Raw genomic sequence first — 14,591 nt, 5'->3', positions numbered from 1 at the left:
ACAATACGGCGTGGGTCAGGGCTCCAGCAGCAGATTGAGCGTGGGCAGCGGGCCGCCCGGGAACTGTTGCAGCCGTCCTCCGGACGCCAGCGGGCCCAGGTCGATGACCGCCCAGCCCACCCGCTCGGCCAGCCGCTTGACACGCTCGTTGGCCCCGGGGTGGTTTCCCGAGAGGAAGATCACCCGCCGTCCGACGAAGGTACGGGGATCGGAGCCGAGCACCGCCGGTGTCAGCGTGTTGAACGCCTTCACCAGGCGTGCTCCGGGTACGAGTTCGGCGACGACCTCGCTGGAGGTGCGGCCGCCGAGGTCGGCGACCTTGAAGTCGGGCGGTCCGAGCGGGTTGGTGGTGTCGATGACGATCCGCTCCTGCCAGTCGAGGACGTCGGCGGCGGCCACTGCCTCGCTCATCTGCCGCCACGGCACGGCGAGGACGACGATCTCCTCCCTGGCCGACTCCGCGACGGTGGCGGGCATCAGGGCCGGCCCGATCGAGGCGGCGAGGTCCCGCAGTGACCGCGGGCCCCGGCTGTTGCTGATGACGACCTGCTCGCCCGCCGCCACGAACCGATAGGCGAGGGCCTGTCCGATGGCTCCGGCACCGATGATTCCGATGGGCATGGGGGTGTCCTCTTCCTCGAGTTCGGCGGTTGCAACGAGAGGGTGACCATCAGCATCACGCCGCAGGTCACAGTGGCGCTCGTGTCATGTGACCGGCCGGGTCCATGACCCGCGCGGGCACGCGGGGCACGGCCTTGACGCGGGCGTCGTCCAGGCGATTTGATCCTGTTGTGCCAAGGCACCCGGCCGGGCACCCAGAGGTGCGCCCAGCCGGTGGCGGACACCGTTCCAGTCCGGCCGAAGTCGCCAGGACCGCGGGAGCGTCCGAGGCGGGGTCGTACCCGCGATCGATGGAGCCGACATTCCCGCTCAACGTGTTTCCCGCGTCACCGGCGTCGGGGCGGCCGCCGCCCTGGTGGCGCTCTCGACGCTGGTGAGTTGTACGGCCGGATCGGACAAGGGGACACCACCCCAGCAGGGTAAGGCTTCCCCGTCGACCCCGAAGGCCGTACAACTCCCCCCGCTCCACGCGGACTTCGACTACCAGATCGGCGGCGCCTATCGGCCGCCGTCCGGTGTCCGCGTCGTCAGCCGCGACCGTTCGGACTCACCCGCGCCCGGCCTGTACAACATCTGTTATGTCAACGCCTTCCAGGCGCAGCCGGACGAGCGGGCGGCATGGCCGGCCGATCTGCTGCTGCGGGACGCGCACGGCAAGGTCGTCATGGACCGCGACTGGAACGAGGCGCTCCTCGACATCCGCACGCCGGCCAAGCGCAAGCGGGTCGCCGCTCGGGTCAACCGGTGGGTCGACGAGTGCGCCGACAAGGGGTTCGACGCCGTCGAGCCGGACAACTACGACAGCTACACCCGCTCGGGGAAGCTGCTGACGGCGAACGACGCCACCGCGTTCATCACCCTCCTGTCGGCACACGCGCACGCCCGGGGTCTGGCCATCGGACAGAAGAACACCTCGGAACTGGCCGGGCTCAGGTCGAGGACCAAGCTCGACTTCGCGGTGGCCGAGGAGTGCGGCCAGTACGACGAGTGCGGTACGTACGCAAAGGCGTTCGACGACCGGGTGGTGGACATCGAGTACACCGACAGCGGTCTGCGCAAGGCCCTCGCGAGCTACGGGGACCGGCTGAGCATCGTACGCCGGGATGTGCAGGTGTCGACGCCGGGCAGTGCGCGGTACGTCCGGCGGACGCGCTGACGGACGGGCACCCCTGACGGGGAGAGGTCACCGTGCATACTCGCTGCGAAGCCGGACGGTTTCCGGATGAGCGGGTGCGCACGGAGCGGACGTATCAAAGGGCATGTCGACATCCATGGCCAGCAGGCAGGACGACCGCCTGCCGACGCCCGCCGCCAGACCGCCGGGCCGTTTCGAGGGGCTCCGGCGCCACCGGCGGTGGCTGTTCGCGCTGGCCGTGGTCGCCCTGCTGGCCCAGATGGCGGTCGCGATGGTCACCGCGGCCGTGCAGCAGACGCCGACGATCGACGAGCCGGTGTACGTGGGCACGGCGGAGACCTATGTGCGGGAACACAGCCTGCGCTACAACCCCGAGCATCCGCCGCTGGGCAAACTGATCATCGCGACCGGGCTGGTGTTCGCCCATCCGCACCTGGACGCCCACTCCACGGATGATCAGACGGAGCTCGGACGGCGGCTGCTGTACGAGTCGGGCAACGATCCCTGGCGGGTGATGCTGTGGGCGCGGCTGCCGGTGGTCGTGCTGACGCTGCTGTTCGGTCTGGTCGTCCTCGCTTTCGCCCGTGAACTCGTCGGCACCGTGGGCGGGTTGGTGGCGCTCGCGCTGTACGCGTTCTCGCCCGACGTCATCACCAACGGCTCGCTCGCCACACTCGACGTACCGGCGTCCGGTTTCCTGCTGACGTCGGTGTGGCTGGTGTGGCGGGCCCGGCGGCAGCGGCCCCTGCTGCACCTCACTCTCGCGGGAGTGCTGCTCGGCGCGGCGCTCGCCACCAAGATGAGCACCCTGCCCGCGGTGCCCGTACTGCTCCTGCTGGCGTTCCTCTCCTTCTGGCAGGCACGCCGCGCGCCCGGCCTGGGCCTGCGTGCGCAACCGCGGCTCGTCGGCCTGGGTGTGGCGGTGGCCGCCGGTACGGCGCTGGTGGCGCTCGCCGTCGTCTGGGCGACCTACCTGGTCGTCGACCCACAGCTGCGCTGGACGACGCCCGCGGATCTTCCGGCCGTGCACGGTCTGCGCGGTCTCGTCATCGACCGGCTGCCCGTTCCCCGGCCGTACCGCGACGGGATGCGCATCCAGTTCGGATTCGAGAACGACGTGTGGACCGGCTTCCTGTTCGGACGGCTCTACCACGGCTCGCTCTGGTACTACCTGCCGGCCGCGCTGCTGGTGAAGACACCGCTCGGCATGATCGCGCTCTGGCTCATGGGCCTCGCCGTGATGGCCGCCGTGCCCCGGCTGCGCCCGGCCGCTCCGTACGTCCTGCTCCCCCCGGCCGTGCTGCTGGCCGTGGCCATGACCGGGTCCCGGGACCTCGGCGTCAGATACGCCCTCTTCGTGCCGGTGTTCCTCGCGGTGGCCGCGGCCGGGGTCGTCGCCCTGCGCCGACGCTGGGCCCATCTCGTCACGGCGGCGCTGGTCGGCTTCGTCGCGATCAGCTCGCTGCGCGCGTTCCCGTACTACCTGCCGTACTCCAACGAGGCCTTCGGCGGCCCTTCCCAGACCCGTCTGCGGCTGCACGACTCGAATGTCGACTGGGGGCAGGACCTGGGCCGTCTGGCCGACCGCCTGGCCGAGCGGTATCCCGACGAGCGGGTCTGGCTGGTCTACAAGGGCAGTGGCGTGCCCTCGTACTACGGCATCGAGGCGGCCGATCCGCGCAAGGAGCCGCCGAGCCAGGTGCACGGACTGCTCGCCGTGTCGGACACCGCCGTCGCGAAGGCCGACGACCGTCTGGCGGCACTGCTCGACGGCGCCACACCCATCGACGACGTCGGCCACTCCATCACGATCTACCGTCGCCCGTGACCCTCGAGGGTCAGGGGCGGGAATCGAGCAGGTCCAGGACCGCACCCCAGGGGAACTCCGCGCGCAGGCCGTCCTCCCCGGGCCCCCCGGAGTAGCGGTCACCGAACCCGACGCCCATCCCGCGCAGCCGCTCCACGCTCCCCCGGTACGCGGGGTGCGCCGCCAACGCGTCGCTCACACAGGGCAGTACGGCGATCGGGACGCCGAGGCCGTACGCCTCGTTCAGGGTGCCGAGCGCGAGGGTGTCGGATATGCCGGCCGCCCACTTGTTGACGGTGTTGAAGGTGGCCGGGGCGACGGCCACCGCGTCGGGGGCCGGGAAGGGGCGCGGGTCACCCGGGGCCCGCCAGGCGGACCTGATCGGGCGACCGGTCTGCGTCTCGACGGCCGACGCGTCGAAGAAACCGAGCCCCTGCGGGGTGGCGATCACGCCGACCTCCCAGCTCCGTTCCTGTGCCGCGGTGATCAGTTTGCTGACGTCCCGCGCGACACCGGCCGCACACACGACGACGTAGAGGAAGGGCTTCTCGGTGTGTTCGGTCACGTGGGAACCCTAGGGCCTGTCCGGCGGGTCAAGTCGGAGTGCCTAGTGGACCGGGAAGGAATCCCCGCGTTCGGTTTCCGGTCGTGGGCCGAAGATCCGGCGCTCGCGCTCCTCGATCCGTACGTCGTTGATGCCGGCCTCGCGCCGGGTCATCAGCCCGTGCTCGTCGAACTCCCACAGCTCGTTGCCGTACGACCGCCACCACTGCCCGTCGGCGTCGTGCGACTCGTACTGGAAGCGGACGGCGATGCGCTTGCCGTCGAAGGCCCACAGGTCCTTGCGCAGGGCGTACTCGCGTTCACGCGCCCACTTGTCGGTGAGCAGTCCGACGATCTCGGCGCGGCCGGTGACGAAGGTGTCGCGGTTGCGCCAGACCGAGTCCTCGGAGTACGCGAGGGCGACCTTGTGGGGATCGCGGGTGTTCCAGGCATCCTCGGCGGCCTGGACCTTCTGGGCCGCGGTCTCACGGGTGAAGGGCGGGAGGGGCGGACGGTCGGTCACGGGGGTCTCCTTCTCGGATCCACGCGGATCTGGTCCACACAGATCTGTTCCACACAGACAGAGAACGTGCGTTCTCACGCTCGACTGCTAACGTAGAGAACGTTGGTTCTCGCGTCAAGGAGCAGCCCGTATGGACACCGAAGCCGCCCGCGAACAGGCCCTGGCAGCCGCCCGGGAACAGGCGTTGGACGCCGCGGAGGAGCTGTTCTACGCCCGCGGCATCCAGACCGTCGGCATGGACGACATCCGCGGCGCCTCGGGGGTCTCCCTCAAGCGGCTCTACCAGCTGTTCCCGGCGAAGGAACTACTGGTCGAGGCGTATCTGAAGCGGCGCGACGTGCGCTGGCGGCAGCGGCTGGCGGAGCACGTCGACGGATACGAGGAGCCCGAGCAGCGGATCCTGGCGGTGTTCGAATGGCTGGGGCGATGGTTCGCCGAGCCCGACTTCCGCGGGTGCGCCTGGATCAACTCCTACGGCGAACTCGGCGCGACCTCGCCGCGCGTGGTCACCCAAGTCCGCGCCCACAAGGGGGCGTTCAAGGCCTACCTGGAAGGTCTCTCGAGCGCCGCGGGACTTCCCGACGCCGTCACCGACCAGCTGTTCCTGCTGGCCGAGGGTGCCATGGTCACCGCGGGCATCACACGCGGCACGGAGCCGGCCGAGCAGGCGCGCGGGGCGGCACGGGTGCTCATCGAGGCCCAGCGACCTTAGGGCCGCTGGGCCTCGACGCCCGTCGGGCGGTCCTCAGCTCTCGGAGACGGTGATGGCGCCCACCGGGCAGGCCCGCGCGGCCTCCCGGACCAATGGGTCGCCGCCGCCGTCCTCGCGGCCGGGCAACAGCGCGCTGAAGCCGTCGTCGTCCTGGGTGAAGACGTCCGGCGCGGTCAGCGCGCACTGTCCCGCGCCGATGCAGACACTCTTGTCGATGGCGATCTCGATACTCATGGCCACCAGCCTCTTACCAGGTCACGGGGAGTTCCAGCATCCCCTGGATCGTGTCTCCCGCTTTGAAGGGGATCTCCTCCGCCGGCGCGGCCAGACGCAGTCCCGGCAACCGGTCGAAGAGCGACAGCAGGGCGATCTCCATCTCGGCGCGGGCGAGGTTCTGGCCGAGGCACTGGTGGATGCCGAAGCCGAACGCGACGTGATGACGGACCGACCGGTGCCAGTCCAGGGCGTCCGGCTCGGGAAAGGTTCCCGCGTCACGGTTGATGACGGAGGTCGAGAAGACCACGCCCTCGTCGGCGCGGATCGTCGCCCCGCCCACCTCGATGTCCTCGGTGGCCACCCGCAGCAGCCCGTCGGCGATGGACAGGAAGCGCAGCAGCTCCTCCACGGCGGCGGGCATGAGCGTCGGCTCGGCGCGCAGTTCCGCCAGCTGCTCGGGGTGGTGCAGCAGGGTGAACGTACCGAGCGAGATCATGTTCGCGGTCGTCTCGTGCCCGGCGACCAGCAGGATCGTCGCGAGGCTGATCAGTTCCTCGCGGTCCAACGTCCCCTCGCGCAGCTGTTCGTGGATGAGCTCGTCGAGGAGCCCGTCCCCCGGGTCCTTCTGCTTGCGGTCGATCAGCGCCCCGAAGTAGGCCTCCAGCCGGTCGCGCGCGTCCTGGGTGTCCGCGGCGGTCGGGCCGCGCAGCAGCCTGCGGGACTGCTCCTCGAAGAAGTCGTGGTCGGCGTACGGAACGCCGAGCAGCGCGCAGATCACCATCGAGGGCACCGGCAGCGCGAAGGCGCTGACCAGCTCGGTGGGCGGGCCCTGTCGCTCCATGGCGTCGAGCAGTCGGTCGACGGTCTCCTGGATGCGCGGGCGCAGAGCCGCGGTCCGTTTCAGGGTGAAGCTCGGAACGAGCATGCGGCGCTGCGTGTGGTGGGCGGGATCGTCGAGCCCGAGCAGCGCGACCCGGCGGTTGCGGGACTGGGCGAACCGCTCCGTGGGCATCGGGAACTCCGGGCGGGTGCGGTCGGAGGAGAGCCGGGGATCGGTGAGCAGTTCACGGGCGGTGCTGTGCGCGGTGACGACCCACACGTTGCGCCCGTCGAACAGGGAGACACGCGACAGGGGGCGCGCCTCGCGCAGGGCGTCGTAGGCGGTGGGCGGGTGATAAGGACACGTACGGTCCTGGGGGAAGGCAACGGGTTCTGTCATGAGTGACCTCGCAAGCGATGGTTCCCTCTTGCCGATCTTCATTAGATGCCCCAGGCACCTATAGGAGCCACCCGAAGTCCGGCCAGATGCCCCGAACGGACCAACTGGCCGAACGCCGTCGCCGGTCGGGGCGGCCGCCGGGCCCGCACTGGCCTCGGTCGCCGCCCGGGTGCCATGCCCACGGTGCGCGTGTGGCTCGATCCAACCACTTCCTCCACGGTACACACCCGCCTTTCGTGGCTCGGTGACGTCCTCGCGTAATTCGCTTGCACGGGCGGCTCGACGGGCCCCAGGATCTGCGCATGCCCACGATCGAAGCCCTCCTGCCGCCGACCTCCGCCGCCGCTCGTCCGGTGCGGGTCCAGCAGCAGCCCGGCCGTCCGCGGAGGCCCTCACCTCCCCGGTCGTGACCGCCGCGCTCGTCGCGGGGCTTCTCGCGGGCTATGGCATCGCCATCCCCGTCGGAGCGGTCGCGACCTATCTCGTCTCCCTCACCGCGCGTACGTCCCTGACAACCGGCGGGTGCGCCGCGCTGGGCGTCGCGACCGCCGACGGGCTGTACGCCCTGGTCGCCGCCCTCGGGGGCGCCGCGCTCGCGGCCGCGCTGGAACCCGTGCTCGTGCCGTTGCGCTGGGCCTCCGGTCTGGTGCTGCTCGCGCTGGCCGTACGGGGCGCGGTCGGCGCGGTGCGGCAGTACCGCGAACAGCGACTCGCGACCCGGTCCGTACGGGACCCGGTACACCCGGCGCGGGCGTACCTGACCCTGCTCGGGATCACCCTCCTCAACCCCACCACCGTGATCTACTTCGCCGCACTGGTGCTCGGCAGCCGGACGGCCGAGGCGGTGCGCCCCCTGGAGCAGGCGGTGTTCGTGCTCGCCGCGTTCGTGGCGTCCGCGAGCTGGCAACTCCTGCTCGCCGGCGGCGGCGCGCTGCTCGGCCGGGCGCTGACGGGACGACGGGGGCGGCTGGTCACGGCGCTCGCGTCGAGTGGCGTGATCACGGTGCTGGCGGTACGGACGCTCGTCGCCCCGCGATGAGTGCGGGACCCTCGCCGACACCGCGGGCACCCGCGGGGTGAAGGTACGGATGATTCGCGTCCGCGCTGGTGTTGAATCATGCCCAGACAGGATCAGTACCAACAACGATGGGACGGAAGTCATGCCTCTTGAGGGTGAGTACGAGCCCAGCCCGACGCAGTGGGTGCGCGACCAGGTGGAGTTGTACGAGGGCTCCGGCGGCACCGAGGGGACCACGCTGCTGGACACGGGACTGCCGGTCATCATTCTCACGACCCGGGGTGCCAAGAGCGGCAAGATCCGCAAGACCCCGCTGATGCGGGTCGAGCACGACGGACGCTACGCGGTGGTCGCCTCGCAGGGCGGCGCCCCCAAGCACCCGGTCTGGTACTTCAACGTGCAGTCCGATCCGCATGTGGAGCTCCAGGACGGCCCGGGACGCCGGGACATGACGGCGCGTGAGGTCACGGGCGAGGAGAAGGCGCAGTGGTGGGAGCGCGCGGTCGCCGCGTACCCCCCGTACGCCGACTACCAGAAGAAGACCGACCGTGAGATCCCCGTCTTCGTGCTGGAACCGACGGGCTGAAATTCCCTGGAAACCGGCGTGCATGATCCGTCGCACGCCGGGCACCCGTGCCTCAGGCCCCGCCGCGCTCCCCCGTCGCGGCGGGGCTTTCCGCTGCCGCCACGACCTGACCGGTGACCATGTGCGCCACCATGCCGGCGCCGGTTTCCCCGGCGTACCCGCCTCACACTTCGGCGTAGGCCCACGCCCTCTACCCGCCGTCCCGATTCGGTGACACCGTCGGCTTCGACCGAGTAGGAGGCCCAGGTGTCCAAGAAGGTGTCGAAGAAGCCGAAGAAACTCAAACTCCCCCTCGCCTACAAGCCCCTCGGCTTCGCGCTGAGCTGGGCGAGCGGCACCCTCGCCGGGATCGCCTTCCGGGCGACGTGGAAGGCGATCCGCCACGAGGAGGACGCCCCTGACGCCCTGGACAAGGACCGCGGCTGGGGCGAGGTGCTGCTCGCCGCGGCCCTCCAGGGCGCCTTGTTCGCGGTGGCGCGCAGCGCCGCGGACCGTACGGGCGCGAAGGCCGTCGAACGCTCGACGGGGGTCTGGCCGTCGTCGGACAAGGGCGGCCGGGACTGAGGACCGGCGTTCCACCTCGTCCAGGTCCGCCACTTCAGTCCGTCGCGAGCCACTCCCCGTCGCGCATGAGGTCGCGCCCGGTGAGTTCGTCGGCCTCGCGCCAGGCCTGCACGCGCCGCGGGGTGATACGGAAGTAGAGGTACGCCGTGGTGAGTCCGCGCGGGTCGAAGCCGGTCTTCTCGGCGAAGGCCTCGCCGACCCCGTCCGGCAGCGCGGCGGGTTCCAGCGCCTCGGCGGATCCCTCGACGAGCACCACGTCACGGGTCGGGCCGATACCCAGGCGCACCTTGCCGGTCGCGCGCAGGTTGCGGCCGGTCGGACTGGCGGCCGGGGTGGCGAGCAGCAGGGTCGTGCCGTCCCAGAGGAAGGACAGCGGGATCAGGTACGGCGCTTCCCCGGCGCCGTCGGCCGTGGACACCCAGCAGTCGACGTCGTTCTCCAGCCGGTGGAGGGTGTCGTGCTTGCGTTGCTTCGGGGAGCGGGCGGGCGGGTTCATGGGCGGGCGGTCTCCTGATCTGCTACTCGGGTGTGGGAGAGATCGGCTCTTCCGCTCGGGCGTGCGAAGGACCGGCGTGATCGGCGACCTCTTCGAGGCAGGCCGCCGCCGCGGTCAGCAGCATGTCCAGGGCCACCGGATAGGCGCTGCGACGCATGTCCGTCAGCAGATGGCGGGCGGTCGCCGCGATGTGCGGGTGTGTGTCGGCGGGCAACCGGGCGTACGTCGCCCGCCACACGCCCGCCTCCGCGTCGCGCGCGGCGCGCGGAAGCGCCAGGCTCGCCGCGTCGAGGGCCGCGAAGGCCAGGGACTGGTCCACGAAGGCGTGGTAGATCCGCACCGCGTCCGGGTCCGGAAAACCGGCTCCGCGCAGCACGCCGAGGATGGTCTCGACGGCCTCGATCTCGTGGACCCGGCCGGTGACGCGGTAGGAACTGAGCACCGCGGCCTGTGGATGCGACAGCGCCCCGGCGTGCATCCGCAGGCCGAGGTCCCGCAGGTCGGCGCGCCAGTCCCCGGCGGGGCGCCACGTGCGCAGGGTGCGGCCGATCAGTTCGTCGGCGATGGCGAGGAGCAGGTCGTCGGTGTCGCGGAAGTACCGGTACAGGGCGGTCGGGTCGGCGCCGAGTGCGAGACCGAGGCGGCGGACGGTGAGGGCGTCGGCGCCGTGCTCCTTGAGCAGCCGCAGCGCGGTCTCGACGATCAGCTCCTCGGAGAGCACGACTCCGGTCTTGGTGGGGCGCCTGCGCCGCCGTGCGGCGGGCGGGACGACCCGGTCGTTCATGGACGTCATGGACTCTCCCTCCGATGCCGTACGGGATCTGCCTCCGATGCGGGCACCTTATGTCAACGGCGTTGACCTGTTAAGGCCCTGGGCAGTTTCATTTCCGGTCATCGGGCCTGAATCAGGCCCCCGGGTGCGATCGGAGCAGGCCATGACGCAGCAGCCCCACGGTGAGGACCCCCCGTCCCTGCGCAAGACGCTCGGCGTCGTGGACGGCGTCGCCATCGCCGCCTCCAGCACGGCGGCGACCACCAGCATCGGCATCGGGCTGGGTGTGACGGCCGGTGTGGTCGGGCTGCACCTGCCCGCCATCATGCTGCTGGCCTTCCTGCCGATCCTCGGGATCGCCGGTGCCTACAGCCGGCTGAACCGGGTCGAGCCGAACGCGGGCAACGGCTATGTGTGGGTGGGCCGTTCGCTCACCCCGTGGCTCGGTTTCCTGGTCGGCTGGGTGAACATCGTGGCCACGGTGGCGTTCCTCGCGTACACCACGGCCGTGACCGGCTCGGCGATGCTCCAACTGGCCGGTGAGGCCGGCCTGCACAGGGTGGCGGGGCTGGTGCTGGACCCGGGTTCCACCGCCCAGACGACCGCGGTGGGCATCGTGGTCCTCGTCGCCGTGACCCTCACCGCGGTCACCGGGGTCAAGACCGCGGCCCGGCTGCAGAGCGGGCTGCTCGTCTTCGAGTACGTCGTGCTGCTGGGCTTCTGCGGCTACGGCATCGTCACCGGTCCGCACCCGTTCCGGCTGAGCTGGTTCGACCCGTTCGCGATTCCCTCGGCGTCGGCGCTGGCGCAGGGGCTGCTGCTGTCGGTGTTCTGCTATTGGGGCTTCGAGGCGGCGTTCACCGTGAACGAGGAGGTGCGCGACCCGCGCGACGCCTCGCGGGCTGGGCTCATCACGCTGGTCACCATGCTCGGGCTGTTCCTCCTGGGCTCGGTCGCGTTCCAACGCGTGCTGTCCGAGCAGGAGTTGGCGGGGCACGGCGCACAGGGGCTGGCGTTCTTCGGCGACCGGCTCGCCTCCCAGCCGCTGGCCGCGCTGCCCCTGGTGGCCCTGATGTTCTCGGCCGTCGCCTCGCTGCAGGCCGGGGTGATCCCGACCGCTCGCGGGATGTTCGCGATGAGCCGGGACCGTACGCTCGGACCGGTGTGGTCCAAGGTCAGCGCCCGGTACGGGACTCCGGCGACCGGGACACTGCTGATCGGCGCGCTGGCGACGGCCGTGGCGGCGCTCGCCCTGGTGATCCCCCGGCTCGCCGACATGATCATGGCGACGGTGAACGCGGTCGGGATCGTCGTCGCCCTGTCCTACGCCCTCACCGCCCTCGCGGCCGCCGCGCGCTTCCGGGGCCTGCTGCGGGAGGACTGGCGGCAGGGGGTACGGGCGGTGGTCCTGCCCTCCTTGAGCGCTGCGGCCCTGCTCGGGCTCGGCGGCTATCTCGCCTGGTCCTTCTACACCTCCACCGACCACTTCGAAGTCAGCGCGGACAACGGCTGGTTCCTGCTGCTCACCCCCGCCCTGATGATCGCCTCCGGTTTCCTGGCCGCCGCGTGGGCGAAGTGGGTCCGCAAGTCCCCCTACTTCCGCACGGGACACGGCACCGACGCCGACGCACCCCATCTGCTGGCCACATCCAACTAAGGGAAGAAGCACATGCACGCCGATCTCCTCTTCACCGGCGGCCCGGTCCTCACCCCCGAGGGCCACGAGGCTCCCGGAGGTCCCGCGGGCCGCGGCGCGACAGCCGTCGCCGTCACCGGCGACCGGATCACCGCCGTCGGAAACTCCGAGGTCCACGACCTGATCGGCCCGAGGACGGAGGTGGTCGACCTCGCGGGACGGCTGCTCCTGCCCGGCTTCCAGGACGCCCACGTCCACCCGGTCCCGGCGGGGCTGGAGCTCGGTCAGTGCGACCTCACGGGGGCGAGGACCGCCGAGGAGACTCTCGCCGCCGTGCGGGCCTACGCCGACGCGCATCCGGAGCGGGAGTGGATCACGGGCGGCGGCTGGTCCATGGAGGCCTTCGCCGGCGGCACACCGACCAAGGAACTGCTGGACGCGGTCGTACCGGACCGTCCGGTGTACCTGCCGAACCGGGACCACCACGGGGCCTGGGTCAACAGCCGCGCCCTGGAGCTCGCGGGCGTCACCCGGGACACGCCCGACCCGGCCGACGGGCGGTTCGAGCGTGACCCCTCGGGCGAGCCGAACGGGATGCTCCAGGAAGGGGCCATGCAGTACGTGGGGCGGCACACTCCCCGGGCCACCGCGGCGGACCGGCTCGCCGCGCTGCTGCACGCCCAGCGGGAGCTGCACGCGCTCGGGATCACCGCCTGGCAGGACGCGCTGGTCGGCGCGTTCGTGGGGATGGACGACCCGTCGGACGCCTATCTGACGGCGGCCCGCGACGGTTCGCTGACCGCACGTGTCGTCGGCGCGCTGTGGTGGGACCGGGAGCGCGGGGTCGAGCAGATACCCGAACTCGTGGAACGGCGGGCCGCGTTGAGTCACGGCCGGTTCCGCGCCGGCAGCGTCAAGCTGATGCTGGACGGCGTCGCCGAGAACGGCACCGCCGCGCTGCTGGACCCCTATCTCGACCGGTGCGGCTGCGCCACCGCCAATCGAGGGAAGAGCTTCATCGACCCGGCCCAACTGCCCTCGTACGTAACCGAGTTGGATGCGCTCGGCTTCCAGTGTCACTTCCACGCCCTGGGCGACCGGGCGGTACGCGACGCCCTGGACGCCGTGGAGACGGCAAGGAGGGCCAATGGGCGAAGCGACACGCGTCCGCACCTCGCCCATCTCCAGGTGGTGCACCCCGACGACGTACCCCGCTTCGCGCGTCTCGGCGCCACGGCCAACATCCAGCCCCTGTGGGCCGCGCACGAACCGCAGATGGACGAGCTGACCCTGCCCTTCCTCGGGCCCGAACGGGCCGCGTGGCAGTACCCGTTCGGGGCGCTGCTGCGGTCCGGCGCGAGGCTCGCCGCGGGCAGCGACTGGCCGGTCAGCAGCGCCGACCCGCTCCAGGGCATCCACGTCGCGGTCAACCGGGTGGCCCCGGAAGGGACCGGGCCGGTGTTCCTGCCCGCCGAGCGCATCGATCTGACGGCCGCCCTCGTGGCGTACACGGCGGGATCGGCGTACGCCAACCACCTCGACGACACCGGGAGCGTACGGGCTGGAGCACTGGCCGATCTCGTGGTGCTGGACCGCGACCCGTACGCCGGTCCGCCGGAGGAGATCGCGTCCGCGAAGGTCGCCCTGACCTATGTCGGAGGCGAGCGCGTCCACGCGGCATCCGGGGCCTGAGACCACCGGCCCCCTCCGGACCAGGACGGTGACGCGGGACTTCCTGGACAGTCGTCCAGCTATAGTGGACACCTGTCCAGGAAACATCTGTCCACACACGCCGTGGACAACCGCGTACGAGGGAGCTTGCTGACGATGGAGACGGTCGCGAACGTGCTGGTGGGCCTGGTGGCCGCGCTGCACGCGTACATCCTCGTGATGGAGATGTTCCTGTGGGAGAAGAAGCCGGGGCGCGGCCTGCACGGCTTCGACCCGGAGATGGCGCGGGCGACCGCGCCGATGGCCGCCAACCAGGGGCTCTACAACGGGTTTCTCGCGGCGGGCCTGGTGTGGGGGCTGATCGCCGCAGATCCGACCGGGTTCCGCGTCCAGGTGTTCTTCCTGGTGTGCGTCGTGGTCGCCGGGGTGTACGGGGCGGTCACCGCCAACCGTCGCATCCTCTTCGCGCAGGCCCTGCCCGGCGCGCTCGCCCTGGCCGCCGTCCTGCTCGCGCGGTGACACCGGAGGACCCGCGGGCCGCCCGCACCCGCGAGAAGCTGCGCCGGGCGCTCCTCGCGGAGTGCGCCGAGCGCCCGCTGGAGGAGGTCGGCGTCGCCGCGCTGGTGCGGCGGGCGGGGGTCGGCCGGGCCACCTTCTACGTGCACTACGCCGACCTGGAGGCGCTGGCCGTCGACGCCTGCGCCGATGTCGTACGGGAGGCCGTGGAGGCGCTGCACGCGTGGCGCGGGCGGCCCGACCCGGTGTCCGCGCCGCCCGCCCTGCTCGCGTTCTTCGCCGACCTCGCCCCGCACGCCGGCCTCTACCGCGCGCTGCTCAGCCCGGGCGGGGGCGGACCGCTCGGGCACGTCCTGCACCGCGACCTGCGCGCCCGCAGCCTGGCCGAGCGCACCCTCGCGGGCGCCGCGGACGCCCCGCTGGTGGCCTCCGCGGTCGCCGCCACCTTCGCGGGGGTCCTCGCCGACTGGCTGCACGGACTGCTTCAGGGCACGCCGGAGGAAGTCGCCGACCAGGTCTGGCAGTTGCTGGTCGCCCTGCACATGAGCCGCTGAGG

The 14,591-nt window shown here is 71.4% G+C and carries 17 protein-coding genes; 10 read left to right on the top strand and 7 right to left on the bottom strand.

What is annotated here, in order from left to right; all coding sequences use genetic code 11:
• Positions 1-15: 15 nt before the first annotated feature.
• Positions 16-621, bottom strand: a complete 606-nt coding sequence (locus tag OG568_RS43950) for an NADPH-dependent F420 reductase (protein ID WP_329535597.1) — start codon at positions 619-621, stop codon at positions 16-18.
• Between the two features lie 355 nt (positions 622-976).
• On the opposite strand from OG568_RS43950, the gene OG568_RS43945 reads away from it, so the two are divergent.
• The gene (locus OG568_RS43945) at positions 977-1,777 is read left to right on the top strand and encodes an endo alpha-1,4 polygalactosaminidase (RefSeq protein ID WP_329535596.1); all 801 of its coding nucleotides are present in this window, start codon (positions 977-979) and stop codon (positions 1,775-1,777) included.
• A 115-nt stretch (positions 1,778-1,892) separates the two neighbouring features.
• Positions 1,893-3,584, top strand: a complete 1,692-nt coding sequence (locus OG568_RS43940) for a phospholipid carrier-dependent glycosyltransferase (RefSeq protein WP_443077822.1) — start codon at positions 1,893-1,895, stop codon at positions 3,582-3,584.
• 10 nt (positions 3,585-3,594) lie between these two features.
• On the opposite strand, the gene OG568_RS43935 is transcribed toward OG568_RS43940, so the two are convergent.
• Entirely contained in the window at positions 3,595-4,128 is a 534-nt protein-coding gene (locus OG568_RS43935; protein WP_329535595.1) for a flavoprotein, read from the bottom strand.
• Positions 4,129-4,170: 42 nt separating this feature from the next.
• The gene (locus tag OG568_RS43930) at positions 4,171-4,629 is read right to left on the bottom strand and encodes a nuclear transport factor 2 family protein (protein ID WP_329535594.1); all 459 of its coding nucleotides are present in this window, start codon (positions 4,627-4,629) and stop codon (positions 4,171-4,173) included.
• Positions 4,630-4,759: 130 nt separating this feature from the next.
• Here OG568_RS43930 and OG568_RS43925 point away from each other — a divergent pair, with 130 nt between their 5' ends.
• Positions 4,760-5,341: a TetR/AcrR family transcriptional regulator gene (locus tag OG568_RS43925; protein ID WP_329535593.1), complete on the top strand. Its 582-nt coding sequence runs from the start codon at positions 4,760-4,762 to the stop codon at positions 5,339-5,341.
• Positions 5,342-5,374: 33 nt separating this feature from the next.
• On the opposite strand, the gene OG568_RS43920 is transcribed toward OG568_RS43925, so the two are convergent.
• Complete coding sequence (locus OG568_RS43920; RefSeq protein WP_329536608.1) at positions 5,375-5,569, bottom strand: ferredoxin; 195 nt, start codon at positions 5,567-5,569, stop codon at positions 5,375-5,377.
• 19 nt (positions 5,570-5,588) lie between these two features.
• Positions 5,589-6,776, bottom strand: coding sequence for a cytochrome P450 (locus OG568_RS43915; RefSeq protein ID WP_329535592.1), 1,188 nt, complete (start codon positions 6,774-6,776; stop codon positions 5,589-5,591).
• A gap of 406 nt (positions 6,777-7,182) precedes the next feature.
• On the opposite strand from OG568_RS43915, the gene OG568_RS43910 reads away from it, so the two are divergent.
• The 3 genes from OG568_RS43910 (at position 7,183) to OG568_RS43900 (ending at position 8,944) form a co-directional block, all read left to right on the top strand.
• Complete coding sequence (locus OG568_RS43910) at positions 7,183-7,815, top strand: LysE family transporter (RefSeq protein WP_329535591.1); 633 nt, start codon at positions 7,183-7,185, stop codon at positions 7,813-7,815.
• Positions 7,816-7,936: 121 nt separating this feature from the next.
• The gene (locus tag OG568_RS43905) at positions 7,937-8,380 is read left to right on the top strand and encodes a nitroreductase family deazaflavin-dependent oxidoreductase (RefSeq protein WP_329535590.1); all 444 of its coding nucleotides are present in this window, start codon (positions 7,937-7,939) and stop codon (positions 8,378-8,380) included.
• A gap of 246 nt (positions 8,381-8,626) precedes the next feature.
• Complete coding sequence (locus OG568_RS43900; protein ID WP_329535589.1) at positions 8,627-8,944, top strand: DUF4235 domain-containing protein; 318 nt, start codon at positions 8,627-8,629, stop codon at positions 8,942-8,944.
• Between the two features lie 34 nt (positions 8,945-8,978).
• Here the strand turns inward: OG568_RS43900 and OG568_RS43895 are convergent, their stop codons facing one another.
• Both OG568_RS43895 and OG568_RS43890 read right to left on the bottom strand, forming a co-directional pair.
• Positions 8,979-9,440 carry a pyridoxamine 5'-phosphate oxidase family protein gene (locus tag OG568_RS43895; RefSeq protein WP_329535588.1) on the bottom strand — a complete coding sequence of 154 codons (462 nt, stop codon included), beginning with the start codon at positions 9,438-9,440 and terminating at the stop codon, positions 8,979-8,981.
• A gap of 22 nt (positions 9,441-9,462) precedes the next feature.
• Entirely contained in the window at positions 9,463-10,224 is a 762-nt protein-coding gene (locus OG568_RS43890; protein WP_266422105.1) for a TetR/AcrR family transcriptional regulator, read from the bottom strand.
• 151 nt (positions 10,225-10,375) lie between these two features.
• On the opposite strand from OG568_RS43890, the gene OG568_RS43885 reads away from it, so the two are divergent.
• The 4 genes from OG568_RS43885 (at position 10,376) to OG568_RS43870 (ending at position 14,589) form a co-directional block, all read left to right on the top strand.
• Entirely contained in the window at positions 10,376-11,869 is a 1,494-nt protein-coding gene (locus tag OG568_RS43885) for an APC family permease (RefSeq protein ID WP_329535587.1), read from the top strand.
• A 12-nt stretch (positions 11,870-11,881) separates the two neighbouring features.
• A complete protein-coding gene (locus OG568_RS43880; RefSeq protein ID WP_329535586.1) occupies positions 11,882-13,540 on the top strand; it encodes an amidohydrolase in 1,659 nt (552 codons plus the stop codon).
• Between the two features lie 135 nt (positions 13,541-13,675).
• Positions 13,676-14,038, top strand: coding sequence for a DUF1304 domain-containing protein (locus tag OG568_RS43875; protein ID WP_101403984.1), 363 nt, complete (start codon positions 13,676-13,678; stop codon positions 14,036-14,038).
• A complete protein-coding gene (locus OG568_RS43870; protein WP_266579887.1) occupies positions 14,035-14,589 on the top strand; it encodes a TetR/AcrR family transcriptional regulator in 555 nt (184 codons plus the stop codon). The genes OG568_RS43875 and OG568_RS43870 overlap by 4 nt, the downstream gene beginning before the upstream one ends.
• The last annotated feature ends 2 nt before the right edge of the window (positions 14,590-14,591 follow it).

The organism is Streptomyces sp. NBC_01450 (assembly GCF_036227505.1).
In the GTDB taxonomy this organism is placed as follows: domain Bacteria; phylum Actinomycetota; class Actinomycetes; order Streptomycetales; family Streptomycetaceae; genus Streptomyces.
This window is presented reverse-complemented; position numbering and strand designations above follow the sequence as displayed.